This window comes from Shewanella sp. HN-41, from assembly GCF_000217915.1.
Taxonomy (GTDB): domain Bacteria; phylum Pseudomonadota; class Gammaproteobacteria; order Enterobacterales; family Shewanellaceae; genus Shewanella.
Map to the genome: position 1 here is coordinate 31,165 of NZ_AFOZ01000014.1, position 23,781 is coordinate 54,945.

The window sequence follows — 23,781 nt, forward strand, 5'->3', positions numbered from 1 at the left end:
ATGGATTGCTAACAGTGGTTAGACGGTGACGGGTTGATTTTCGTTTGTCGTGAGCATCAATTGCTGGAATACCAATCCCGCCTGAGTACGGTTGTACACCTCGAGTTTAACGAGTATGGCCGACACATGCTTTTTGACCGTGGTTTCTTTGATATCGAGATCATAGGCGATTTGTTTGTTTAAGCGACCATTGGCAATGCTGGCGAGCACGGTATATTGCTGGGGGGTTAACTGAGCGAGCTGTTTTGCTAAGCGTTGGTACTCGGCGGCGGTTTGCTGATCGGCATTGATATCTGTATGTTCGGGTAGCCAGACTTCCCCTTCTAACACTGTGGCAATGGCGGTCGATATCTGAGTTAAGTTGGCGGATTTAGGAATAAAGGCACTGGCCCCCAAGTTAATGGCCTTACGAATGATCTCTAGCTGATCGTCAGAAGAGACCATAATTACCACTATATCGGGAAAATGATTTTGTAGCAGGGTTAAGCCAGTAAAACCATCGTTCCCTGGCATATGTAAGTCGAGAAAAATAATCTCAATGTCAGGATTATTCTCAACAACTGAAATTAAATCTTGAAAGTTTTCGGCTTCTAATACCTCAACACTATTAACATTTTTGAGAACAGCCTGAGTTAATGCTGCACGAAATAATGGATGATCATCTGCAATCGCTACTTTTATCTGAGACATAACCTGTTCCCTTAAAGTTTTAAACTCAGTTTAATCCTATAAAAAATTAATGCTAGACAATCTTTTTTGATATTTAAACTAATAACCGACTCATGGGAGTCGGTTATTATTGGTTTAATGTGAAATATTATTCTAGAAATTATAGCCAATCGTGAGGGAGATTGTCTCAGGATCACCATAATAGCCAATTAATGTATTGTCACCGCCTAATCCTGGAATATAGCCACCGTTACCATCGGGTGTCACGAAGGCATAGTTACCGACCAGATATTCTTCGTCGGTGACGTTTTTCCAATGTAAGCCAGCGTACCAGTGGCCGTCGTTGCTGTACCAGTTTAAGCCGAGATTCAGCAGGCCATAACCGTCTTGACTCAACAGGTTATCTACTACGGCTAAGTCATAATCGCTGCGATAGTAGTAGTTACCGTTGGCCACAAAGCTGCCGATATCCGTGTCGATATTGTAGCTAAATCCAACGTTTGCCGTGGTATCAGGGGTGTTGGTGATAGTGTAGGTATCACTAATGTCGATGCGATTACCCTCGGCATCATAGGAGATCACTTCCTCGAAGCTGGCGTCGATTAAACCCAGAGTCGCAAACAGATTCAATGATTTAGTCGCAGCGTATTCCACTTCGAGTTCGAGACCCGTCGCGGTTGATTTACCAATATTGCCTAAACGTTGGTTAAGATCGGCTGCATCTTCGCCGGGTAATACGGTTACAAATTGCCTGTCCTTATGGTTCAAGTAGAAAGCGGTGGCGTTGATACGCAGATTGTCATTCCACTCACTTTTTACACCCAGTTCATAGGAATCAACCGTTTCTGGATCAACAGCGGGTTCAGGCCCCGTCGCCCTTGGGTTAAAGGTACCTGACTTAAAGCCCTGTGAGTAACTGGTAAAGAGCATCATATCATCGGTGAGTTGATACTCTAAGCCGACTCTAGGGGTGAAACGCGACCAGGTTTCTTCATCGTCGAGTACTTTAGGTATGCTGGTGGCAATTTGGTCTTCATCACGAACATAGCCTGGATACCAGCCAGTTTCTGGATAAATACTGTCGAAAATCACACCGTTATAGACTGTAGCCTCCTTGGTCTCGCGGGTAAAACGCGCACCTAAGGTTAGGGATAGTTGTTCGGTGATATCGTAGGAACCTTGTGCATAGGCCGCATAACTTTCGCTGTTGTTACAACCGCTGACTTCACGGGTCAGACCGCCATAGGCTTTAAAGGCTTCTTCAAGAATGGCATCGAACACGCCGCAGGAATCACCGGTAAAATAATATAAACCGGAGACGAGTTTGAGGTTTTCACCATCGTAGTTGGCTTGGAATTCTTGGCTGAACTGTTCATCATCATAAATAGCGGGCACGTCAAAAATGCGCAGGCTGGTATTGTCAAAATCGATGTTGGTGGACGAATCGCTTTCTCGGGATGAAGTGACGGATTTTAGCGTCCAGTCATCGTTCAAGCCGTATTCGATCGTCAGTCCCCAACCTTCGGTTTCAACCTTGTTCCAGGTCGGCATACTGGTGTAGGAATCATATTTGCTGTCTGGCACGGGGGCATCTGTCAGCAAACTCGGCAGTAAACGATAGCCACCCTTGGCATTAGAGTCGTCTTGGGTTTTATCATAGGATAACCGCATAAACAGATTGTCTGTTGGTGTGTATTCCAGACTCGCTCGACCCGCCATAACATCTTTATTATAGTTTTCAGTGTCTTGGTCTGGTAGCGCCGACACGACGAAATCACCATAACCATCGCGGTTTAGGCTGGCTAAGGCAAAGCCAAAGTAGAGTTTATTATCGACCAAGGGATATTGACCGGCGATCTTAAAGTCTTTTTGGTTATAGCTGCCGACGGTGGCATTTAAGCTCAGCTCGGCATCGCCGCTCATTTTCTTAGTGACATATTTCACTGCGCCGCCGATGGTATTTTTACCATAAAGCGTCCCCTGTGGGCCGCGCAGTACTTCGATGCGTTGTACATCGAGGATATCGAGTACCGCGCCCTGTGGACGGGCGATATACACATCGTCGATATAGATGCCGACGCCGGGTTCATAGCCCCAGAGTGGATCTTCTTGGCCGACACCGCGGATAAAAGCCGTGAGGGTTGAACTGGTACCACGGCTGGCTTGCAGCGTGGTATTGGGCGAAAATTGCTGGATTTCAGTCATCACACTGATACCGTTTTCGGCCAAGTCCGTTGCGCTGACCGAGGTCACTGCAACAGGCACGTTTTGAAGGCTCTCAACCGTTTTACGGGCTGTCACTTCAATGTGTTCTAAGGTGGCTTGCTTCTCCCCAGTGCTATTTTCATCCTCAGCAACAGCATATTGTGCTGCCAATGCAGATGAGATAGCTAAAGCAATGCAACTCATTTTGATAGTATTCTGTTTCATACAGATTTCCCGTTGTAGTATTTATTTTTAAAGGTTGGTACTTACTACTATTTTTTTTGATTCACATTGACTCTATAGTAATTATTTAAAATTTAAATCGGTACTATAGTAGTATGTGTTTTTAACTTATTATTTTTATACCGATATTTTGAATATCGATACGCGGGGTTTATTTATTATATAAACCCTATATTCCCCAAAGATTGATTATTTCTGACATGCTGCTAATGGGGGCTTTTAGTAAAAAATCTCCAACCATTCCACCATTTTTAATATCCGGATTGACAGCAATTCCATGGCCCATATTATTTATTTCGATTAATGAAATAAGGCTATTGCCACTCGTATCAGACCAAGTGTTAACACTATAGTCGGCATAGTGTTCGACTCTTGGTGTTTTATTCGCTTGGGTCAGTACGACCCACTGCGCCGAGAGTTGTTTGGCGTTTTCAGGGTTCACCACCACATCGTTTTGTCCTGTCCATACGGTTAACGCGGGCCAGTGTTGCTGGTTGGGATGGACTTGCTTGGCAAAACTCACCAGCTCTTCAACCGATTCGGCGGGGCCCTTTTTCATGCAGGAAATGGCTTTGGTCAGGTTATCGGCGCAGGGGTAAGGCAGACCTGCAATCACCGCGCCTGCGGTGAATAAATCGGGATAATTGACTAGGGCGGCGCTGGCCATCGCACCGCCAGCAGATAGGCCAATAACATAGACGCGTTTGGCGCCAGATTGGGATTGCGCTTGGGCTATCATGTTTTTCAGCGATAGCATTTCACCGCTGTCTACTTGAGTATCTTGCGCTGAAAACCAGTTATAACAACGCTTTACATTGTTCTCGAAACTCTGTTGTGGCACTAATAAGCTAAATTTCTTCTCTCTGGCGAGGTCGGTTAAGCCGCTATTGTTGGCCAGTTCAACCCCGTCTTGTACACAGCCGTGAAGTAGTACGATAAGCGTGTTCAGCTCAGGGGCGGTGGCGTTGTGGTTGGGGATTAGATAGGAAGCGCTCAGATTCCCTGGGTTATCACCAAATTCTGTAAGGGCTTGATATGAAGTTGTCTCAGCTTGGGTCTGAAGCGAAAATATTGATGCCATGCACATTGAGAGGGCGAGTGCTTTGATGGCTAAGGGTTTATATCTGAGCATAGGGGGCATTCCAAGTTCGTCATAGTGAGAACTTGCGTAATTCCTACTTGGTTTGCAATGGCACTTTAGATCCACCCTAAGGTAAGTATTTGTTATACAGCGTCTAAATGGGAAAATATCTAGGTCAAGATTGGATTCTATTCAAATGAATGGGGGATTCAGGCATCCCGCGGTAAGCCTTTCTCAATAATACGCACTATGCGATCGGTTTTACGGCGGGCTTTTTGTTGTGCTGTTGCCTCGCTATCCGTCAGGCGCAATTGCTGGGCCTTGAGTGCCCATTGGATATGCTCACGTACTATGTCATCAATATCTTCGCTGTCATTGCGTGCCTTTAGCGCGGCAATGATGGCGGGATTTGCCGGGGCATTACCCAGTGCAACGGCGATATTTCTCAACCAGCGCTTATGGCCAATCCGGCGAATGGCGCTGCCCTCAGTGTGTTTGAGAAACTCGGCCTCACTCCACGCAAATAGGCCTAGAAGGTCGGGCTGTTTTAGTTGTGGGCGAATGTGAAAGTCAGTTTCGACTGTGAGTGGCGCTTGACGATTGATGGGGCACACGAGTTGGCAATCATCACAACCGTAGATACGATTGCCCATCAGTGGCCGCAACTCCTCTGGGATCGCTCCCTGCAGTTCTATTGTCAGATAGGAAATACAACGTCGACCGTCAACCACATAGGGCTCGACAATCGCTCCCGTCGGGCAGGAGGTCATACAGGCGACACAAGTATTGCAGCCTTCCGCAATGGGAATATCCACTGGAAGGGGAAGATTGATCAGTAGTTCCCCCAAAAAGAACCAACTGCCCGCGTCATGGTTGAGTATGAGTGAGTGCTTACCCGTCCAGCCAATCCCGGCTTTTTCGGCTAAAGGTCGTTCGAGTATGGGGGCAGAATCGACAAAGGGACGAAAATCGGCAGCATCGAAACCGAGGTTAATTAATTCTGCGCTGATCTGGTCCCCAAGCTTTTTAAGTCGAGCACGGATTAACTTATGATAGTCGCGCCCTCCCGCATAACGGGAGATATAACCGAGATTGGGGTCGGTGAGGTGAGTCGCAAAGCCCGCTTCTGGGGGTAAATAGTCCATGCGTACCGTTATCACCCTTACTGTACCTGGGTGCAATTCTTGGGGACGCGCGCGCATCAATCCGTGGTTTGCCATATAGGCCATTTCGCCGTGATAACCTTTATCTAACCAAGCTTGGAGTTGGCTTTCTTGTGCTGTAAGGTCAGTGTCACAAATGCCTACCTGTGCAAATCCGAGTGCTTTACCCCATGCCTTTATCTGCAGAGCGAGCCTAGCGAGTTCGCGGACATTGGGTTGATTGGATCTGTTATTGGTAACAAGGGACATGAATGAATTGGAAAAATGCGCTAGATTTGATAATTCTATGATAACACTTTTCCTCCGTTGAGCACGATTTTCATCTGTAACGGTGAAGTAAGCGTTCCCTTTCAGTATGCATTGGTATTGAATCTATGATTAGAGTCATTTTTGCCATTTTGGTAACCCTATGTTGAGAGCGTTATCCTTAAGTTACAGCTTGATGATGAGCCTGCTGCTCTTGTTTCTCAGCGGTGAATGTGTGGCCGGGGAAAAATTGAAATTGGTCACCGAGGCTTGGCCCCCTGTGAGCTATGAGCAAAATGGCATTCCCCAAGGTTTTGGGGTGGAGTTGGTTAACCTGATACAGACTAGGTTAGGGCAGCAAGAGAAAATTGAAGTACTTCCTTGGGCTCGGGCTTATTCGATTGCTAGTACCTCGCCCAATGTGTTGCTGTTTGCGGCATCTATAGGGGATGAGCGTGAGAGACTATTTGATTTTATTGGACCAATAGCAACCAGTAAGATTGCTTTATATGCCAGAGCTGACGATCCGATAACGATTAATCATTTAGCCGAGGTCGAGACTGCCGGGCTTGTGGGGGTGTACCGTGAGTCCGCTGGTGCCCAGTTGTTAGCACTATCTGGGGTTAATAACCTGCTCATCGCCAGTTTTCCCCAGCAGTCTGCCAAGCAGTTATTGTTTTCCCGTGTGCGTTTTTGGTGTCAGGCCGATCTCGCCGTTAAACATCTATTAGAGGAAATAGGTGCGAAGGAAGCGGATGTACAGCAAGTGTATGTGGTTTCCGAAATCAAGCTGTATCTCGCCTTTTCTAAAGGTACTGCGGCAGATCTCGTTTTAAGCTGGCAGGCAGAGCTTGAAAAAATGAAGGATTCTGGGGAGTTCAGCCGTTTATATCAAAATTGGTTTGGGGCTTTACCACCCCCTTTAGAACACCAAATTTTTTGGCATAAAAATACCTAGTTTAAGTCTCTGAGGGCGCTGATTTTACGCAGTTTCTCCCCGCATTTTTAGCGGCATACAGGGCCTTGTCTGCCCGCTTCAGCAAACTTGCAAAATCTCTATCATGCGATTTTTCCTCTAGGGTGGCGACCCCGGCGCTCACCGTTAATGCGAGTTCATTGGGTAATTCTTGATGGCTGAGTTCGGTGATTTTGCTTTGCAGTTGATGGGCAAGTTCCCAGGCTCGTTTAGCATCGGTATTGGGTAGTAGGATCAAAAACTCTTCACCACCGATACGACCTAGATGGTCTTTATTTCCCGTTAGTGCTTGACCCGCATTGGCGATAGTGATCAGTGCACGATCGCCAATTTCATGGCCAAAGTTATCGTTGATTTTCTTGAAATGATCCGCATCGAAAATAATCACCGAGAATGGGTGCTGCTGTCTTAATGCTCGTTGGAAATACTTGGCTGCTTGAGCATAAATATGCCGCCGATTAGGCAATTGGGTCAGATAATCGGTTAGGGCAACCACTTGCAGCTGGCGATTTCGATTTACCTGTTTATAGGCAAAGATAGAGACTATGACGAGTATGCAGGCTGTTAGCAGTAACACTATGTATTGCAATGACCTATTCTGTTCGAGTAAGGCAAGTTCTTGCTCCTTAAGTGTTTGGTTTTCAATTAGCCTTTCGTTTTCTAATTTTATGCGGCTGGTATCGAATTTAACTTTTAATTCAGTAGTTTGTAGGTCGAGTGAATTACCATCCACTTTTTTTGTTAGGGCCATCAATTCCTGTAATGCACGGTACGCCGCGGGTAAATTATCCATGGCGGCATATATTTCACTCTTTAATTGCAAGAGTTGAACCAGTCCTCGGTCATTCTGAAGAGAACGAAAGGCAGTTTCTCCTTTGGCGAGATCGATGAGGGCATCGTCATAGTGACCCCGCTGAAATTTGATTTCCCCCATAAACAGTTTCATAAAACTGTAATCAATGGGTTCTTTTTCGGTGATTACCGCCCCTGCTTCGGTCAAATAACGCTCGGCCTCATCGAGGCGATTGAGCTTAATTAAGCTATACGCAATATTTGTTGCGACAATAGCGGCTGCAATCGTCTGTTGATGTTCCTTATAATAGCGGTAGCTTATCAGAAATTGTGCTATCGCTTGCTGGTGCTCACCGAGTTCATCCAAGGCTAAGCCAATATCGGAGATGACAAGGATAGCTTGACCTTGATTATTGTTTTTTGAGTAAATATTTTTAAGTTTATTGTAATAACGTATAGCGCTCTTAGGATCGCCATAGCGTCTAAAGCTGGTGGCTATATCGGCAAGGTTGAAATTGGCCCAACCAGTTAAATTCAAGGATTCGTACAGATCCTGCGCTGTCACTAGATCGTCTAATGCCGAAGAAAAATCGCCAATATAAGAATATAGAGCGCCACGGAGGCTACGTGAGTCGGCAATCAGTTTTAGATCTTCATGCTCATAGGCGCGTTTCACGCTAAGATCGTAGCCTTCCATCGCGCCCTTCATATCACCACTTAACTGCACATACCAAGCGTGGCAAAGGGTTAAGTCTGTGACATAGTGAGGGCTGGCGCCTGGGGGAATATGGGCAAGGACATGAGAGGTATAGGCAAGTGCTAATTTAATGTCCTGCTCAGTTGCTGAGGCCTGGTTCCAGCATTTTAACAACTGCAATTTTTCGGTTCGAACAACATCATCGGCGGGGATCAGTTTGCTTAATTGCGCAATATCCTCTTTGACCGCTTCAGGTGTCATAGTTTCACCTCGGTCATGCTTTTCGAATATTTTATCAACCCGAGTTTTTTCTTCGGCCACAGCAAAGTGTTGTGTAAAGAGTAGTAGCAAAAGGAGTGATAAATAGCGTACTGGATGCGACAATATGAATAATTCCTATCCGCGTTGAAATCAATAGCTAATCATCATCTTAGCATAGTCTCTTTCGTCACGATTGATATATATCCAAGCTACCTGAAGATACGAGTTTCAGGTTGTTTGGGTATAAAACGAGTACAATTTTGCATTCCAATGACTATCAAGGTATAAACGTCGCCTTGGAATATACCCGAAAAGGAATCATCATTGAAAAATTTATTCTGTGCACTGTTAGTCATTGTCAGTGGCACCAGCTGGGCCAGCTCAGATTTAGAAACTTCGGGCGATGTACTGCATTTAATGCTGCCAGCAACGGCAATGGGGGCCACCTTATTCTATGAGGACGGCTACGATGGCAGTTGGCAATTGATACAGGCGGCGGTATCGAGCCGCTTAGTGGTCGAAGGCCTAAAATATGGGGTGAGTAAAGACCGGCCCGATGACAGTGGTGATGACTCTTTTCCATCGGGTCACACCTCGGATAGCTTTATGGCGGCGACCTTTATTCAGCAGCGTTATGGTTGGCAATATGGCTTACCCGCCTATATCGCTGCATCCTACGTGGGCTATACCCGAGTGGCGAGTGATCAACATTACTTAGAAGATGTTCTCGCTGGCGCCGCCATTGGAGCATTAGCGGGTTGGTATTTTACTGACCCCTATAAAGGGATTACAGTGACGCCCTTAGCGGGTAATGGGACGTACGGTGTGTATATTAGTGGCCGGTTTTAGCCACTGTCATTAGTCAAGATTAGAGAGTGTTTATGAGCGAATTATCAGCCGCTTATCGTGAGATTGCCGAGCAGATCTCCTACAATGTTGCCAACAAAGTCTTACCTATGGCGAAATTACCTGAGAGCCTATTAGCGGCTTACCAAGGATTATGTGCCGAGCTGTTAGAAGACAGAGAAGCTAAATTTAGCCAAGCCTGGGATGCGTTGCCCGCCAGTGCGCGTAATCTCATATCACAAGCTGAGTTCCATGGCTTTTATATTGCCAATGCTTGGCTGCAATTAAGCCGAGTCGCGCAGGAGATTTCCGAGCAGGCGGATACCGATGAGGCGATTAACGAGAAGGAATATAACGGGATATTTACCCGTTTGGCCGATGAGTCGCTCAAGGAAAGCCTGCGTAAACTGAAAAAGGCCCGTACCGATCGTTCTATGCTCAATAGCTTTAAACAGGTAATGGCGTCTTAAGCTGTGCAGCTAGAGTAGTAAAAAAGCCCGTCGATTGACGGGCTTTTTGTTTGGATGAATGTCTGAAATTAGAATGATGTGCGCTTATAGCGACGATATTCTGGTTTCCAGAAGTTATCTTCAATCGCCTGCTTAAGTAGCTCATCACTTGCAGGTAAGGATAAACCCTGTTCAATAGCGACCTTGCCGACGGCAAAGGCGATATGTTTACTGACAGTGTGGATATCTTCTAATTTTGGCAGTAATGGACCGTTACCGTTAATGGCTAAGGGTGAACATTCGGCTAGTGCGCGGCTCGATGCCATCAACATGGCATCGGACACATGGCGTGCACCAGAGGCAAGCACACCTAAACCAATGCCTGGGAAGATAAAGCTGTTGTTACACTGGGCGATTTCATAGGTTTCGCCATCGACAACCACAGGCTCAAATGGGCTACCCGTTGCCACTAAGGCTTGGCCTGAAGTCCAATGTAAAATGTCTTTTGGTGTCGCTTCGACGCGGCTAGTCGGGTTAGACAGCGGGAAGATAATCGGCCGCGCACAGTGGCTGTGCATAGCGCGGATAATTTCCTCGGTGAAAAGACCCGGCGCGCCAGACACGCCAATCAGCACTGTGGGTTTAGCGTTGTTTACGACATCGAGCAGTGAAATATTGTCACTAAAGTTATTCCAGTTGCTAATGTCGGTACATTTTTGTGCCAGTTTTTGCTGGAAGGGCAACAGGTTAGGCATGTTATCGAGCAGCAAACCCCAACGGTCAACCATGCAGACTTGGCTGCGTGCTTGTTCATCGCTGATACCTTCAGATACCATCTGTGCCACTATGGCCTCGGCGATACCACAACCCGCACTGCCCGCACCTAAGAAGGCAATGCGTTGTTGATTCAGCTCAGTGCCCGCTGCTTTACAGGCGGCGAGTAAGGAGCCCACAGTTACCGCGGCGGTGCCTTGGATATCATCGTTAAAGCAGCAGTAGCGATCCTTATAACGCTCAAGGATTGGCATCGCATTCTTTTGGGCGAAGTCTTCAAATTGGATCAGGGTATCAGGCCAGCGGACATGCACTGCCTGCATAAAGGCTTCGATAAACTCGGCATATTCTTCGCCGCCAATACGGGGATGTCGCCAACCCATGTACATAGGATCTTCCAGCAGTTGTGGATTATCTGTACCTACGTCTAAGGTGATGGGAAGGGTGTAAGCGGGGCTGATCCCACCGCAGCTAGTATAGAGTGACAATTTACCAATCGGGATCCCCATGCCACCAATCCCTTGATCGCCTAAACCTAAGATACGCTCACCGTCGGTCACGACGATGATCTTCACTTTTTGGCGTGTCGAGTTATTGAGGATGTCATCGATCCTGTCTTTATTCGGGTAGGAGATGAACAAACCACGGTTACGGCGATAGTTTTTCGAGAAGCGCTCACAGGCCAAACCTACCGTCGGGGTGTAGATGATTGGCATCATTTCACTGATGTGATTTTGCACTAAACGATAAAACAGGGTTTCGTTGGTGTCTTGAATGTTGCGCAGATAGATGTGCTTATCGAGATCGTTATTGAAACTTCTGAACTGATCGTAGGCGCGTGACGCCTGTTCTTCAATTGTTTCAATGGCGTAGGGTACTAGGCCTTCGAGGTTAAAGAAAATACGCTCTTCTTCAGAAAATGCACTGCCCTTGTTAATTAAGGGGGCTTCAAGAATGGCAGGTCCTGCAAACGGAAGATAGAGGGGGCGTTTATTATCGTCCATGGGTAACCTTTGAGTTATTGTTTAAGTGGTTCGATACGTGCTGTAAGTCACGTAAGGTTATCATGAAATGTGATCTTTGTTGCCCGTGTCGTGAGGTATTTGTGGTTTTTTTTGCACCACAGCCGAGAGGCATTGTTTAAAACGAGATGTTGTATAGCAATTGGCTGTGACTTTTTATGGTTTTAGGCCTTTGGTGGGTGAAGGGTATAGACAAAAAACGCAGCCTAGGCTGCGTTTTATTTTAGCGACGAAACTGTACGTTACACGCCGCGGTACTTGAGTGATAAACCACGGATAAAGTTACGCAGAATTTGGTCGCCACACTCTTTGAAGTTCTTATGTTCAGGGTTTCTAAAGAGGGCGCTTAGTTCTGATTTTGACATTTGCACTTCGGCAAGTTCTAGGGTTGCCACTATATCTTCTTCACGCATTTCGAGGGCAACACGTAACTTTTTGAAGATTAAGTTATTGTTTAAGCGTGAAACTGGCTTTGGAATTTCAGCACCTTCACGTAAACCACGCTTCTCTATGATAAGGCCATCTAAAAACTGACATAGTGTCGTGTCGTTGCAAGCCTTATAACCTTCTTCCTCTTCTTTACGCAGAAGATTAATCATCTCTTCGACGGGCACTTCTCTTCCTGCTTTGGCAAAAATTTTAATCATTTTTGCATTGCTGAAATCAAACACGAAGCGCAAACGGCGCAAAATATCATTGTTAATCATGGTCATCTCTTGGCGCGGCTGCGCTGTCTGGTTTAAGAGCCGACATTATATACTTAAAGCAACAGAAAAGCAGGAAAGTCTAGTGCAGATGATTTTACGGCTGTGCGGCATGAGCCCTAGCAGAAGACTCATGCTCAAATCAGTAAAACTAAACTTTCACTGCCAGGTACCAGTAAATAAAAAGCACTGCAAAAATAAGCAAATAGCTTAAACCAAACCAAGATAACAGCTTCATCTTAATGCCGTATCTGTCGGCTTCGGGGAGCTGTTTACTGATCATTAAGCGGTAGTTTAGCCACGCAAAAACGACTGTGGTCATAAAGGCCAAAATCATCACAAATTCGAGCAGGGGCAGTAATGCTCCCTTAAAGAACAGGATCAGTAATAAGCCAAGGGTGCTCACTGCAAGCATTATCACTGTGAGGCCTTGGTCACTGCTTTTATCGAACGATGTGGGGCGAGTCAATAACCGCCATCCCATATCTAAGGTACGACTATAGCCATCGATAACGGTGACAGTTGTACTGAATATGCATAAAAAGGCTACTATACCAATAAGATAACGACTCTCGCCGCCCATCACTTGGCTGTAAAGGTTGATCAATTGATTAGCAAATTGTGCGCCTGAATCGGAAAAGTGCTCACCACTGCCGTGCATCACTAATGCGCCAAGTGCGAGGAATACGACGGCGAGGAATGCGGTAACTATATAGCCCAGATTGAAATCCAGTAGAGCTTGGGATTTAGTCACATTTTCGGTTTTTGTTTTTCGAGTAACCAGAGTGAGTTCCAGGCACTGACCTCAATGGGGGCTGGCATCCACCCCATCATAGCGACAAGAAAACCCATATAGGCCCATTGCCAAGGGGAGGGGGATATAAAGTCATTTGCTAATGGCTGGGTATGATCCCACGCCAATGTGGCGGCAATTAATGTGGTGAGCGTAAGGGCGAACATAATGAGCTTAGTCAGCCTGTCTAGCAGTCGATAGTGACCAAAAATAAGTAAAATCAATGAACTAATTAAAACTAACAGGGCCAACCAATCAATCGGCAGCGGGATAAATTGCGTCAGCATGGCAGCCGTTAGCATGCAAACGCCGGCCGTGCTGGCGATGGCGGCAATCACATTGAGTCCAGTAAACAGCCAAAGATAGCCACGGCCTTGTTTCAAGTAACCGTGCAGCAAACTTTCCCCTGTGGCGGCGGTGTAACGTGCTCCTGCGGCAAAGAAGGGATACTTCAATAAATTCACCCCTAAAATAACCCAAGCGAGTTGCCAGCCAAATTCGGCTCCTGCACGGGTTGATGCAACTAAGTGGGATGCGCCAATGGCAGCTGCGGCCATCAACACGCCGGGGCCCATGGCCCTGAGGCCTAGGGCAAGTCGGGTGGACCAATGGGGTACGGGAGCGGTTATTGAAGATTGGGTCATGTCGTTATCTAATATTGATTGCCTATTGGATGGAAATATCATTGGGTAAATATTATTTCTTTTAATATCATTCAGTTATATGTTGATTTAATTATTATTCTGCGCTAGCCACCGAGTTTTTGACCGAGTAGGGTCTCAATCCGTTTTAAGCTCGCGGTGATTTCTGCCACATTGTGGATGAGCGGATCATGGGTGGCTAAGGGAGAGTTAGCCTGGGAAGCTTGGGGGATCAGACGTTCTTTTTGTGTTAGCACTAAGGTTCTAAACTTTGGTGCATCGACGACACCAACTAAGCTAATCAATGCCCCTGATCCCGATTGGCCCGCCGTTTCAACGGTTAATTTATGCAGACCCATGAGTCGCATTATGGGGCCTTGGATCAGCGCCATATCGGTAATTTTATCTAAGGGAACCGTGTTTTCGGTGCGAGTTAATATTCCCCTGCACACGATAAGCTTATTGTTCGTTAAGCGTGCGCTCATATTGCTAATATAACGACGTGTTCCCCATAATCCAATTGGAAACCATAGTAATAACAAAGGAATACCTATAATGCTTAGGCTGAAATAGGCCGCCCCTGAGAGTAACCAATACCAGCCTAAATTGTCCTCAAATTCTGCTTCATAAATGATCTTGTCTTCCATAGGTATCTCTTCAGTCCAATGTGTGCACGCATCGCTATCTTGGAATATCTTACTGGGAAAATACATTATTTAAATATGTAACAAAAGTTTAACTTTTTTCAGTCCCCCATTGACTTTGGCCTATAACCCATTACCTTGTTATTGTTAAATTTAGGTTTCAATTAGGTAAGTATAATTTTAATAAAAACAATGATACTAGGGAATGTGTATGAAAAGACCTCAAATTCTACCCAGTGCTTGTGCAATTGCGATTGCCATGGCATTTGCACCAACTGTTGCCAATGCGGCTGATAACGGTGCAGAAAAAGTTGAACGCATTGAAGTAACAGGCTCTCGTATTAAGCGAACCGATATCGAAGGGCCTTCTCCCATTCAGTCGATCAGCAAAGATGATATCGCAAATATGGGCTTTGATAACCTGCAGCAATTGCTCGAACGTATGCCTGCTAACGGCGCTGGGGCCTTCTCTACCCGAGGAAACAGCCAAGATTCTACCGCCAACGGTGGCGCATCTATCAGTTTGCGTGGCTTAGGCCCCGATGCAACACTGGTGCTCATTAACGGCCGCCGCGTTGCGGCGAGCGCTTTTGCTGAAGGCATTACTAATTCCTTCGTCGATATTAACAATATCCCGGTTTCAGCTATCGAACGTATCGATATCCTTAAGGATGGTGCCTCGGCGATTTATGGTTCTGATGCGATTGCGGGTGTGGTGAACATAGTCCTAAAGAAAGACATCGAAGGTATTGAAGTTAACGTTGGCTACGGTGAGACCTCGGGCACGGGTTACGATGAAACCACGGCTAACTTAGTTTGGGGTGTGAAATCAGAGAAGGGCAGCGCCTCTGTTATCCTCGATTACTTTAAAAACGGAACACTTTCGGCGACCGATTTAGGCCGTTTCGGCAGCGCCGATCAGAGTCCTTACGGCGGTGAAGATTTCCGTTCTTCACGCGGTTTTCCAGGTTATTTCTATGTCGATGGGGTGAAAACAATTGACCCTGCTTGCCCTGCTGACCGTGCAACAGCTAGCGGTAGCTGTCTATTTGATTACGGCCCGTATAACTTAGTGGCTCCAGCGGCTGAACGTATCGGCGCTATCGGTCAATTTGATTACCATTTTAATGATGATTTAACCGCCTTCCTTGAATTAGCCGCCCAGCACAACACATCGGAAGCGGGTGGTGCGCCGACGCCACTCGATGAAGATGCTGGTTTGACTGTACCGGGAACACACCCTAATAACCCTTGGGGTAAAGATATTGAAATTGGTCGTTTCCGTACCGTAGATGCGGGTGCGCGCCGTTGGGATATTGAATCTGATACCCTACGTTTAGTGGCTGGTTTACGTGGCACAGTAAAAGATTGGGATTGGGAAGCCTCAGTACAACGTGGTCGCAGTGAGTCCACTCAAACTGGCGATCGTAGCCAAGGTTGGGTAAGAACCGATTATCTGCAAGCCGAGATTGACGCTGGTCGTTACAATCCATTCGGTGGCACCATGAATTCTCAGGAAGTGATTGATGCCATTACCACTAGCCTAGTGCGTCAAGGTTTATCCACCATGACCTCCTATGCGGCTAATATCTCTGGTCAAGCATTCACTCTGGCCGATCGCGATATTATGATGGCGGCGGGAGTTGAGTACCGTGAAGAAAGCGTGAGTGACGTACCGGATGAACAGTTCCAACGTGGCTTGATTTTTGGTACTGAAGCCGTATCGGCCGCCGCATCTCGCGATCAATATGCGGGTTATGTGGAGTTTTCGATTCCTGTTACCGATAGCTTTGAATTACAGCTGGCTGGCCGTTATGACCACTACAGCGATTTTGGCTCAACCACAAACCCTAAAATCGCCTTCCAATGGGGGGTTACCGACGAACTCACCACCCGTGGTTCTTGGTCTACGGGATTCCGTGCTCCATCATTGGCGCAAATTGGTTTAGGCCCTTCACGTGAAAGTAGTTTCTTTATCGACACTTACCGCTGCGCCGCCGACGGCGTTGATTGTGAAGCATTGGATTACAACACTGAGTTCCAAGGTAACTCAGAGTTGGATGCTGAAGAATCTGAAACTTGGAACTTGGGTATGATCTGGGCGCCAAGCCAGAAGTTTGATATAGGTTTTGATGTCTATAGCATCACTCAAGATAACAAGATTGATAAGCAGCCATTGGGCGATATCTATACCGCTAACTGTAATGACCAAAATAGTACAGTGTGCGAGCGTTTAGCGCCACAAGCGGGTCAAACCTTAGGCCCGATTAGCATTATCCACTCAAGCTTTATTAACTTAAGCTCGCAGGATGTGCAGGGTGTGGATATTTCAACCCACTACGGACTCGAATTCGATAATTTTGGTGATTTGAAGTTTGGCCTAGAGTACAGCTACTTACATAACTTCGAAAAAGATGGTCTCGATTACACTGGCGAGTATAAGTTTCCACAACATCGTTGGTTACTCACCAGTAATTGGACCATGGATAACTTTGCCGCCAACATTAACCTGAGCTATATCGGTGAGTTTGAAGATACGCCTGATAGCGATTTTGATGGTGTGTTGGATTTCGAAAACAATACGTCTCGTACGATTGATGCACAGATATTAGTCGATATGTCAGGATCTTATCGCTTTAATGAAATGTTCAAGCTGACACTAGGCGTGAATAACGTGTTCGATGAAGAGCCACCATTTGCTATCGGTGACGGTGATACTGATCTTTATGGTTATGTGATTTCCGTTCATAACCCAATGGGACGTTATATCTACACTAAACTGACGATGAATTTCTAATTGAAGTCCACTTGGCTAACTCAATAGCCATGAATGTCATTAAATCATAACGGCGCATTAAGCGCCGTTTTTTTATGGGCAGATTTGCACTAATGCAAACTCAGTGTATCTTCGTTAGGACACGAATTAACCGAACTAAAAGGACGTTGCAATGATCACTTTATATGGCACACCGCGTAGCCGCGCATTACGGGTTGCTTGGGTATTAGAAGAATTAGGCGTTGACTGGGAGTTCTCCTTTGTCGACATGAATAAGGGTGAGCACCACAGTGAGGCATTTTTAGCACTTAACCCCTGTGGTAAAGTGCCAGTGTTAACGGATGATGAGCTGGTATTGTCTGAATCTGCCGCCATCTGTCTGTATTTGGCTGAAAAATTTGGCAAACTCTTGCCGCCAGTAGGCAGCGCGGCATCCGGTCTGCATCATCAATGGATTAGCTTTATTATCACTGAGCTTGAGCAGCCACTGTGGACCTTAGGTAAGCATAAATTTGCCTTACCTGAAGCGCAGCGCCATCCGCAGATCATGCCCTGTGCCGTTTGGGAGTTTGATAAGGCGGTAGCTTTAGCTGAAAACATGCTGCCAGACACCACGTTTTTACTCGGTGATACATTATCGGTCGCCGATATTCTCCTTGCCCATACCTTGATGTGGGGTACCCTATTCGAGCAACAAATTCCGCCTAAATTGGCGGCCTATCGAGATAGATTAGCCGCTCGGCCTTCGCGTAAGTCGGCGTTGCAGAAAATGGATGCGGTTGTCGCCCATGCTCACGATTAATCCGTAGCTAGCGTTGATTTGGGACAGTAAAAAGGGCAGGTGAGTGAACCTGCCCTCGATAATGGCCCCGTTAAGCAAGTGTGGCATTAGAGCTGAGTTGCCGCCCATTTAGCGCGGCTTTCACGGCTTTCACTCAAGCCATGTTGCTCACGGTAAGCTTTATAGGCTTCCACATTTAAGGCAACTAGGCTGACGTCGACTTCAAGGACCAGTTTGCACTCTTTCTTGATGCGCCAAGCTGCCGTGTTGTACAGCTCAGTAAAAGGCAATGAACTTAAAAACTCGGGGTTATATTGGGTGTAAATCCCTTGGGTCGGATAGACCACAAAGGCGAGTCGACGTTTAGGTTCTTTTTTAAATAGGGCTTCGATACCATCGGTGGTATTGAGCACTTGCATCTCGATAATGTCGTCAATTTCTAATAGCTTTTTCTGGGCCAGTTCTGGCACGGGCGACTCGCCGTTTTCCCAGGATAACACTTCGGCTTCGCTGTGATGGGTGAGTTGGCCCACTTGCGCCACACTAAGGCTAAGTGATTGGCGTAGGTAGCTCATTTCGATGGCATTCAAGCCAATATTTTTAGACATAATGCGATTCTCAAGTTCGATATCAATAAATTTAGTATTTAATTTTTAACCAAATATCTTCGACCCACTCCCAGAAGGATTCCCAATAGATATCGGCAAAGTCGCCATCCTTCCAAAAATGTACTTGGCCATCTTGGTCGATGCAGTAAAAATCATCACCTAGCTGACAGATGGCAATCATGTCCCTTGGCATACCGATTGACCAAGCATAGCAGGTCACTTCGGGTAAATAGGTGTGGGAATAGGGATCAGCCACAGTGACGGGTTCTATGGCGCCATAAATGACATCGCTGGCATAGAGCAGATATTCCTTTAACTCCCGCGGCAGCGAGATCAAAATCTGTTCTTCCACTTCGACCAATTGCTCGAATGTGGGTAATTCGAGTGGCACGGGCACGGTTTCACTGCGTTCTTGGAGCTGCTCAATAATATCGTGCATGGCTTTCCTGACTGTGGCATTGGGCTGTGACTGGGCTATGGCGCGGGATTATATACCCAAGCACCCCTTATATGCGAATTTCAGAGTGCCTAGGGTGTTAGATTTAAGCTGTGTCAATGGTGGACTGTCGGTCTGTTTTTGAATGGACTCGGAATGGATTATGACTTTTAGTTAAAAAAAGCGCTGGTATCTTTGCAGATAACCCGCGCAAGAGTGAAATAGGTTGCTTAAGCCACAGCGACTCGTAATAAACTGGCTTCATCGACACGTTTATAGTTAAGCCACGTCCTATGGTAGAGCTTATGTGATTCTTGGCGTAATTGGGCGATTTGCGCTAATTCAAACTCACTTAAAGGGCGTTGTTGCTTGATTGCGGTAGCTTCAATCAATTGCACTTTTTCATAAACCTGGTGCTCTGGGCCACTTTTTATCTGGGCAATATCCTTAAGGTGTAACTGAACTTCGGCAATCATACCTGTGCTGGGTAAACGTACCAGTAGGTTTAGGTCGCGGTAGCCTGAGGCCTTAGGTTCGGCAAAACGGTTTTTCTGTTTAACGACTTGGGTTTGTTCAGTCAGTATGTGATAAGCCTGCATCAGCTCTTGAATGCTATCTGTGACTATGCTGGCTCTGGCAAGATCGGTGAGCAGGCTGGCATCACCCTTAAATTTCGTCGCCACTTTTTGTGCGGCGCGTGGGTAACTTTTAACTGGGGGAATAATGACCTGTGAGCCTGACTGTGTGGCAACATTCTGCAGTAATTGGCTTAACTCCGCTTGGGCATAGTGGGCGCTAGCGTATAAATTTGCTAAGTCGCTCGAAGCTTGGCGTGGCGTATCGAAGGTTTGACTGCTAATTGCATAGAGACCTTCTAAATCATGGCTATGTGTCTGTCTTGCACTGTAATTACCAGATTCAGCTTTAGCATCATTGATATCGAGGGGATTGGCTACTGCGGCGCGGGTCGATAATAAGAGTAGAAAAATAAAAAAGGTACGAAATAACTTATTCATAACGGCCTACTTCCTTATTGAAGTGATACACATCACAGTGACCACCTTAGGCTGCTATGGCTTAATTAGAGCTGAATCAATGATGAAGCTTTATTCATGTTCGGCTTAGGCTTATCTCTTTTACCTAGGCCAATAAAAATGGCGCCACCCGTTACAGGTAGCGCCATTTTGTGGCTCAGCCAAGTGGCAGAGCTATGATTTAATTTGGCTTACCAAATTTTTACGCGTTTTTCTGGGGCGATATACATAGTATCACCGGGTTTTACATCATAGGTAGTGTAAAACTCAGGCATGTTAGATAATGCACCTAAGGCGCGGAATTCCGCTGGCGAGTGTGGATCGGTCGCAACGCGGTTACGCAGTGCTTCTTCCTTGGCTTTGGCGCGCCAAATTTGGGTGAAGCCGATGAAGAAACGTTGATCGCCAGTTAAACCGTCGATTACTGGTGCTTCTTTACCGTTCAATGACTTCTTGTATGCGCGGTAAGCGATAGTCACGCCTGATAAGTCACCGATGTTCTCACCTAAGGTCAAACCACCATTGACATGCAGATCGTCAAACACATAGTAACCGTCATACTGGGCGATCAGCGCTTGGCCGCGGGCTGAGAACTCTGTTAAGTCCTGCGCCGTCCACCAGTCACGCATATTGCCTTCGCCATCGAACTTGGCACCTTGGTCGTCGAAGCCGTGGCCCATTTCGTGGCCGATCACGGCGCCAATACCACCATAGTTAACTGCATCATCCGCTGCCATGTTGAAGAAAGGGGGCTGCAGAATAGCGGCAGGGAACACGATTTCGTTCATGGTTGGATTGTAGTAAGCATTGACCGTTTGTGGCGTCATGTGCCACTCATCTTTATCGATCGGTGCGCCTAACTTAGCCAGAGACTTAGCGTGTTCAACTTCACTGGCACGCATAGCGTTACCGATCAGGTCATCGGCTTTGATGGTCAGCTTACTGTAATCTTCCCATTTGTTGGGGTAACCAATTTTGGGGTTAAATTTCGCTAACTTATCCGCCGCAGCCACTTTAGTGCTGTCGCTCATCCAGGTTAAATCTTTGATGCTGTCGCCGTAAGCGCCACGCAGATTTTCAACCAGTACTTGCATACGTTCTTTGGCTTCAGGCGTAAAATGACGCTTCACATACACTTTGCCGACCACTTCGCCTAAAACACCGTTGACAGCGGCCACACCGCGCTTCCAGCGAGGCTCTTGTTCCTCTTGTCCGTTTAAGGTTTTTGCGAAAAAGGCAAAGTTTTCGTTATCGAGTTCTTCGCTTAAGTTGCTGGCGGCGTGGGTCAATACCTGCCACTGCATGTAGGTTTTCCAGGTGGCGAGATCCGTTGTCTTGATGATTTCGTTTAGGCCTTGGATATAGCTAGGCTGATTAACGATAATATCGGTTTGCTTATCGGCACCTAAAGCGGCTAAGTAACCAGTCCAATCGATATCCGGTGCTAAGGTCGCCAGATCTTTTACTTGGTATAGGTTGTATGTCTTAGTACTGTCGCGGGTTTCTACGACATCCCAGTGCTTAGCGGCAATGGCGGTTTCTAGGGCTAGGATAGATTCTGCGCTAGCCTTAGGATTAGCAAGACCTGCCAAGGTAAACATTTTTTCGATGTGGGCTACATAAGCCTTACGGATATTAACGAAGCGCTCTGATTCGTTAAAGTAGTAGTCTTTTTCCGGCAGGCTTAAACCGTATTGCCATAGGTGGGTGGCATAGCGGCTCGAATTCTTGGCATCGATATCGATATAAAATGCCATTGGAGTCCCCGCCCCAGCGATTTGGCTGTGGGCGAAGTATTTCACGAGTTCATTCTTGTCCTTTAGAGCATTAATTGCATCAAATTCACCTTGGATTGGTGTCACACCCAGTTTGTTGAGTGTGGCAGTGTCCATAAATGAGCGATATAAATCGGCTACTTTCTGTTCGTCTGTGCCCGCTGCCAGATTCGGCGTTGCCGCCACTTCTTCTATAATGGCTTTTACATCGTCACGTGACTTTTCACGTAAGTCATAGAAAGCGCCAATGCTAGTGCGATCCGCTGGGATCTCGGCTTTCTTCAACCAATCGCCGTTTACATATTCATAAAAGTCGTCCTGTGGGCGAATGGATTTATCAAAGTTTGCAAATTCAATCCCCGAGCCTAAGGCTTTAGAGACCGCGGCGGCAGTGGCAGTTTTACTGATTTCTGCTTCTGGGGTTTTCACATCAGCAGATTTGTCATTACAGGCAGTCAGTCCTGCAATAAGTGAGGCACATAGTCCCCCAATGAGTACTTTTCTCATGTCGTTTCCTTCGAGTTTATTATAGTGCCCATAATTGGGATTTTTATTGGTAAAAACTGGGATTGCTTCAGGTGCAATGGGATGTATGTTAATGCTTTAATGGGAATCTAAACAAGGTGATTACCCTTTTTATCGCAGATTTATCTTGGGTCATATGTAACTAAAGGTTACCAGTTACAGTCTTAACCTCATTAACGGTAACATTACCGTATGCAAGCCTTTTCAGGTAAGCGAGTACTTAGTTTTCTCTTTTTTACACGCGATCAAATGAGCTGCCTGATCGGCTTTGCGGGGTTACCTGCGACCACAGTTTTGGCCGCTACATTTTTTGTGACTAGGGCACCTGCGCCTATGATGGCGTCATCACCAATAGTGACACCTGGCATTATGATCGCGCCACCGCCAATCCATACCCGTTTACCGATCTTAATTGCTCTCGCGGTTTCTAAACCTGAACAACGTAGCTCGGCATCGAGTGGATGACTCGAGGTATAAAACTGCGCATTGGGGCCGACCATGCTCTGTTCGCCAATAGAAATGGGCGCATTATCCTGTAAGGTGACATTCACATTGATAAACACTTTGTCGGCAAGGGTGAGATTGATGCCGTAACTGATAAAAATAGGCGTGGAGATAATCGCAGTGGGTGATTTATGGGGAATAAGTTGCTGACAGAGTTGGCTGTATTCTGTATTTTCTTGGTCAATAGTTTGATTTAATTGTCTATTCAGTCGCTGCTGTTGCGCTCTTAAACTCAATAGTTCACTGGCAAGGCAATCATATTCTTGGCCTGTGATCATCTTTTGGAATTCAGTCATTTCATTTTCCCTATCGCGACGGCTGTCAATGCGTAAGGGCTAAATAGAAACACATCGGGTGCCGAGCAGCAATTCTTTGCCCTTTGTTATGCTCGGCCCCATAATATGGCAGTTTTCATTTAATAAGTTGAGTAATGAAGTGCGTTTAGACAAATTTATCTGTGAAAGTACCTCGCTGACTCGATCACTGGCCAAAAAAGCTTTGCACCGGGGTGATGTTAGTTGCGATGGCGTTGTTGTCAAAGACTCGGGCTTTAAGGTGACTGAGGGCATGCAGATCTGCCTCGAAGGCGAGCCTATTGCCCTAGTGGGCGAACGTTATTTGATGCTGAATAAACCCGTCGATACCATTTGCTCAACGATCGATGAAACCTACCCCTCTGTCTTGAGTCTGTTGGATTTGGCAAAACCTGAAACATTGCATATTGCTGGTCGCTTAGATGCTGATACCACCGGGCTAGTGCTGATCACGAGTGATGGCCAGTGGTCGCACCGAATCACCTCTCCGAAAAAAGACTGTGGTAAGCGCTATCTAGTGCAATTAGCCGAACCTGTCGATGCGAGCTTAATCGAGGTTTTTGCTGTGGGTGTTGAGCTTCGAAATGAAGAGGGACTGACTAAACCGGCGGTGCTTGAGATCATTGAACCGCAATGCGTACGCTTAACCATCACCGAAGGTAAATATCATCAAGTGAAGCGGATGTTTGCCGCGGTGGGAAATCATGTCGTTGGTTTACACCGTGAGAGTATTGGGCAAATTGAGTTAGACCCGGATTTAGCCCTAGGCGAGTGGCGTTACTTAACCTCCGAAGAGATTGCTTCAATCTGAAGCTGAAGTGA

Annotated in this window: 19 protein-coding genes and 1 pseudogene; 6 read left to right on the forward strand and 14 right to left on the reverse strand. The window is 46.4% G+C overall.

Annotated features, from left to right (window positions below; all coding sequences use genetic code 11):
- Nucleotides 1–18: 18 nt before the first annotated feature.
- The 4 genes from SOHN41_RS02810 to queG form a co-directional block, all read right to left on the reverse strand.
- Entirely contained in the window at nucleotides 19–690 is a 672-nt protein-coding gene (locus tag SOHN41_RS02810) for a response regulator transcription factor (protein ID WP_007645358.1), read from the reverse strand.
- 132 nt (nucleotides 691–822) lie between these two features.
- Nucleotides 823–3,099: a TonB-dependent receptor gene (locus SOHN41_RS02815; protein WP_007645359.1), complete on the reverse strand. Its 2,277-nt coding sequence runs from the start codon at nucleotides 3,097–3,099 to the stop codon at nucleotides 823–825.
- Between the two features lie 187 nt (nucleotides 3,100–3,286).
- Nucleotides 3,287–4,249 (reverse strand): alpha/beta hydrolase family esterase, encoded by a 963-nt coding sequence (locus SOHN41_RS02820; protein ID WP_007645360.1) that lies wholly within the window; start codon nucleotides 4,247–4,249, stop codon nucleotides 3,287–3,289.
- A gap of 158 nt (nucleotides 4,250–4,407) precedes the next feature.
- Nucleotides 4,408–5,610 (reverse strand): tRNA epoxyqueuosine(34) reductase QueG, encoded by a 1,203-nt coding sequence (gene queG, locus SOHN41_RS02825; RefSeq protein ID WP_007645362.1) that lies wholly within the window; start codon nucleotides 5,608–5,610, stop codon nucleotides 4,408–4,410.
- A gap of 160 nt (nucleotides 5,611–5,770) precedes the next feature.
- Between queG and SOHN41_RS02830 the strand changes: the two genes are divergently transcribed.
- Nucleotides 5,771–6,565, forward strand: a complete 795-nt coding sequence (locus SOHN41_RS02830; protein WP_007645363.1) for a substrate-binding periplasmic protein — start codon at nucleotides 5,771–5,773, stop codon at nucleotides 6,563–6,565.
- Nucleotide 6,566: 1 nt separating this feature from the next.
- Here SOHN41_RS02830 and SOHN41_RS02835 read toward each other — a convergent pair whose 3' ends face one another.
- Entirely contained in the window at nucleotides 6,567–8,456 is a 1,890-nt protein-coding gene (locus SOHN41_RS02835; protein WP_037457935.1) for a GGDEF domain-containing protein, read from the reverse strand.
- A 201-nt stretch (nucleotides 8,457–8,657) separates the two neighbouring features.
- Here SOHN41_RS02835 and SOHN41_RS02840 point away from each other — a divergent pair, with 201 nt between their 5' ends.
- Together SOHN41_RS02840 and SOHN41_RS02845 are read left to right on the forward strand one after the other, a co-directional pair.
- Nucleotides 8,658–9,182: a phosphatase PAP2 family protein gene (locus SOHN41_RS02840; RefSeq protein ID WP_007645379.1), complete on the forward strand. Its 525-nt coding sequence runs from the start codon at nucleotides 8,658–8,660 to the stop codon at nucleotides 9,180–9,182.
- A 32-nt stretch (nucleotides 9,183–9,214) separates the two neighbouring features.
- On the forward strand, nucleotides 9,215–9,649 hold the full coding sequence (locus SOHN41_RS02845; protein ID WP_007645380.1) for a DUF3069 domain-containing protein: 435 nt from the start codon (nucleotides 9,215–9,217) through the stop codon (nucleotides 9,647–9,649).
- A 68-nt stretch (nucleotides 9,650–9,717) separates the two neighbouring features.
- Here SOHN41_RS02845 and SOHN41_RS02850 read toward each other — a convergent pair whose 3' ends face one another.
- The 4 genes and pseudogenes from SOHN41_RS02850 to SOHN41_RS02865 all read right to left on the reverse strand — a co-directional run bounded on the left by SOHN41_RS02850 (nucleotide 9,718) and on the right by SOHN41_RS02865 (nucleotide 14,209).
- Complete coding sequence (locus tag SOHN41_RS02850; protein ID WP_007645381.1) at nucleotides 9,718–11,406, reverse strand: NAD-dependent malic enzyme; 1,689 nt, start codon at nucleotides 11,404–11,406, stop codon at nucleotides 9,718–9,720.
- A 260-nt stretch (nucleotides 11,407–11,666) separates the two neighbouring features.
- Complete coding sequence (locus SOHN41_RS02855; RefSeq protein WP_007645382.1) at nucleotides 11,667–12,131, reverse strand: DUF1456 family protein; 465 nt, start codon at nucleotides 12,129–12,131, stop codon at nucleotides 11,667–11,669.
- 148 nt (nucleotides 12,132–12,279) lie between these two features.
- A pseudogene (locus SOHN41_RS02860) lies at nucleotides 12,280–13,565 on the reverse strand (Nramp family divalent metal transporter).
- A 104-nt stretch (nucleotides 13,566–13,669) separates the two neighbouring features.
- Nucleotides 13,670–14,209, reverse strand: a complete 540-nt coding sequence (locus tag SOHN41_RS02865) for a PH domain-containing protein (RefSeq protein WP_007645385.1) — start codon at nucleotides 14,207–14,209, stop codon at nucleotides 13,670–13,672.
- Nucleotides 14,210–14,417: 208 nt separating this feature from the next.
- On the opposite strand from SOHN41_RS02865, the gene SOHN41_RS02870 reads away from it, so the two are divergent.
- Together SOHN41_RS02870 and SOHN41_RS02875 are read left to right on the forward strand one after the other, a co-directional pair.
- The gene (locus tag SOHN41_RS02870; protein WP_007645386.1) at nucleotides 14,418–17,003 is read left to right on the forward strand and encodes a TonB-dependent receptor plug domain-containing protein; all 2,586 of its coding nucleotides are present in this window, start codon (nucleotides 14,418–14,420) and stop codon (nucleotides 17,001–17,003) included.
- Nucleotides 17,004–17,154: 151 nt separating this feature from the next.
- On the forward strand, nucleotides 17,155–17,784 hold the full coding sequence (locus SOHN41_RS02875) for a glutathione S-transferase family protein (RefSeq protein WP_007645387.1): 630 nt from the start codon (nucleotides 17,155–17,157) through the stop codon (nucleotides 17,782–17,784).
- Nucleotides 17,785–17,870: 86 nt separating this feature from the next.
- Here SOHN41_RS02875 and SOHN41_RS02880 read toward each other — a convergent pair whose 3' ends face one another.
- The 5 genes from SOHN41_RS02880 to SOHN41_RS02900 form a co-directional block, all read right to left on the reverse strand.
- Nucleotides 17,871–18,371 carry a DUF4447 family protein gene (locus tag SOHN41_RS02880; protein ID WP_007645389.1) on the reverse strand — a complete coding sequence of 167 codons (501 nt, stop codon included), beginning with the start codon at nucleotides 18,369–18,371 and terminating at the stop codon, nucleotides 17,871–17,873.
- A gap of 31 nt (nucleotides 18,372–18,402) precedes the next feature.
- Nucleotides 18,403–18,810: an SMI1/KNR4 family protein gene (locus SOHN41_RS02885; RefSeq protein ID WP_007645391.1), complete on the reverse strand. Its 408-nt coding sequence runs from the start codon at nucleotides 18,808–18,810 to the stop codon at nucleotides 18,403–18,405.
- A 227-nt stretch (nucleotides 18,811–19,037) separates the two neighbouring features.
- Nucleotides 19,038–19,823, reverse strand: coding sequence for a RelA/SpoT domain-containing protein (locus tag SOHN41_RS02890; protein ID WP_007645395.1), 786 nt, complete (start codon nucleotides 19,821–19,823; stop codon nucleotides 19,038–19,040).
- A gap of 209 nt (nucleotides 19,824–20,032) precedes the next feature.
- On the reverse strand, nucleotides 20,033–22,123 hold the full coding sequence (locus tag SOHN41_RS02895) for a M13 family metallopeptidase (protein ID WP_007645397.1): 2,091 nt from the start codon (nucleotides 22,121–22,123) through the stop codon (nucleotides 20,033–20,035).
- Between the two features lie 263 nt (nucleotides 22,124–22,386).
- A complete protein-coding gene (locus SOHN41_RS02900) occupies nucleotides 22,387–22,941 on the reverse strand; it encodes a sugar O-acetyltransferase (RefSeq protein WP_007645399.1) in 555 nt (184 codons plus the stop codon).
- 88 nt (nucleotides 22,942–23,029) lie between these two features.
- On the opposite strand from SOHN41_RS02900, the gene rsuA reads away from it, so the two are divergent.
- Nucleotides 23,030–23,770, forward strand: a complete 741-nt coding sequence (gene rsuA / locus SOHN41_RS02905; RefSeq protein ID WP_050801819.1) for a 16S rRNA pseudouridine(516) synthase RsuA — start codon at nucleotides 23,030–23,032, stop codon at nucleotides 23,768–23,770.
- Nucleotides 23,771–23,781 lie beyond the last annotated feature (11 nt).

Coding starts and splice junctions, on each gene's coding strand:
- SOHN41_RS02870 (WP_007645386.1), top strand. CDS start 14,418: ATGAAAAGACCTCAAATTCTACCCAGTGCTTGTGCAATTGCGATTGCC.
- SOHN41_RS02820 (WP_007645360.1), bottom strand. CDS start 4,249: ATGCTCAGATATAAACCCTTAGCCATCAAAGCACTCGCCCTCTCAATG.
- SOHN41_RS02850 (WP_007645381.1), bottom strand. CDS start 11,406: ATGGACGATAATAAACGCCCCCTCTATCTTCCGTTTGCAGGACCTGCC.
- SOHN41_RS02855 (WP_007645382.1), bottom strand. CDS start 12,131: ATGATTAACAATGATATTTTGCGCCGTTTGCGCTTCGTGTTTGATTTC.
- SOHN41_RS02865 (WP_007645385.1), bottom strand. CDS start 14,209: ATGGAAGACAAGATCATTTATGAAGCAGAATTTGAGGACAATTTAGGC.
- SOHN41_RS02900 (WP_007645399.1), bottom strand. CDS start 22,941: ATGACTGAATTCCAAAAGATGATCACAGGCCAAGAATATGATTGCCTT.
- SOHN41_RS02885 (WP_007645391.1), bottom strand. CDS start 18,810: ATGCACGATATTATTGAGCAGCTCCAAGAACGCAGTGAAACCGTGCCC.
- rsuA (WP_050801819.1), top strand. CDS start 23,030: ATGCTCGGCCCCATAATATGGCAGTTTTCATTTAATAAGTTGAGTAAT.
- SOHN41_RS02815 (WP_007645359.1), bottom strand. CDS start 3,099: ATGAAACAGAATACTATCAAAATGAGTTGCATTGCTTTAGCTATCTCA.
- SOHN41_RS02895 (WP_007645397.1), bottom strand. CDS start 22,123: ATGAGAAAAGTACTCATTGGGGGACTATGTGCCTCACTTATTGCAGGA.
- queG (WP_007645362.1), bottom strand. CDS start 5,610: ATGTCCCTTGTTACCAATAACAGATCCAATCAACCCAATGTCCGCGAA.
- SOHN41_RS02845 (WP_007645380.1), top strand. CDS start 9,215: ATGAGCGAATTATCAGCCGCTTATCGTGAGATTGCCGAGCAGATCTCC.
- SOHN41_RS02875 (WP_007645387.1), top strand. CDS start 17,155: ATGATCACTTTATATGGCACACCGCGTAGCCGCGCATTACGGGTTGCT.
- SOHN41_RS02890 (WP_007645395.1), bottom strand. CDS start 19,823: ATGAATAAGTTATTTCGTACCTTTTTTATTTTTCTACTCTTATTATCG.
- SOHN41_RS02880 (WP_007645389.1), bottom strand. CDS start 18,371: ATGTCTAAAAATATTGGCTTGAATGCCATCGAAATGAGCTACCTACGC.
- SOHN41_RS02830 (WP_007645363.1), top strand. CDS start 5,771: ATGTTGAGAGCGTTATCCTTAAGTTACAGCTTGATGATGAGCCTGCTG.
- SOHN41_RS02810 (WP_007645358.1), bottom strand. CDS start 690: ATGTCTCAGATAAAAGTAGCGATTGCAGATGATCATCCATTATTTCGT.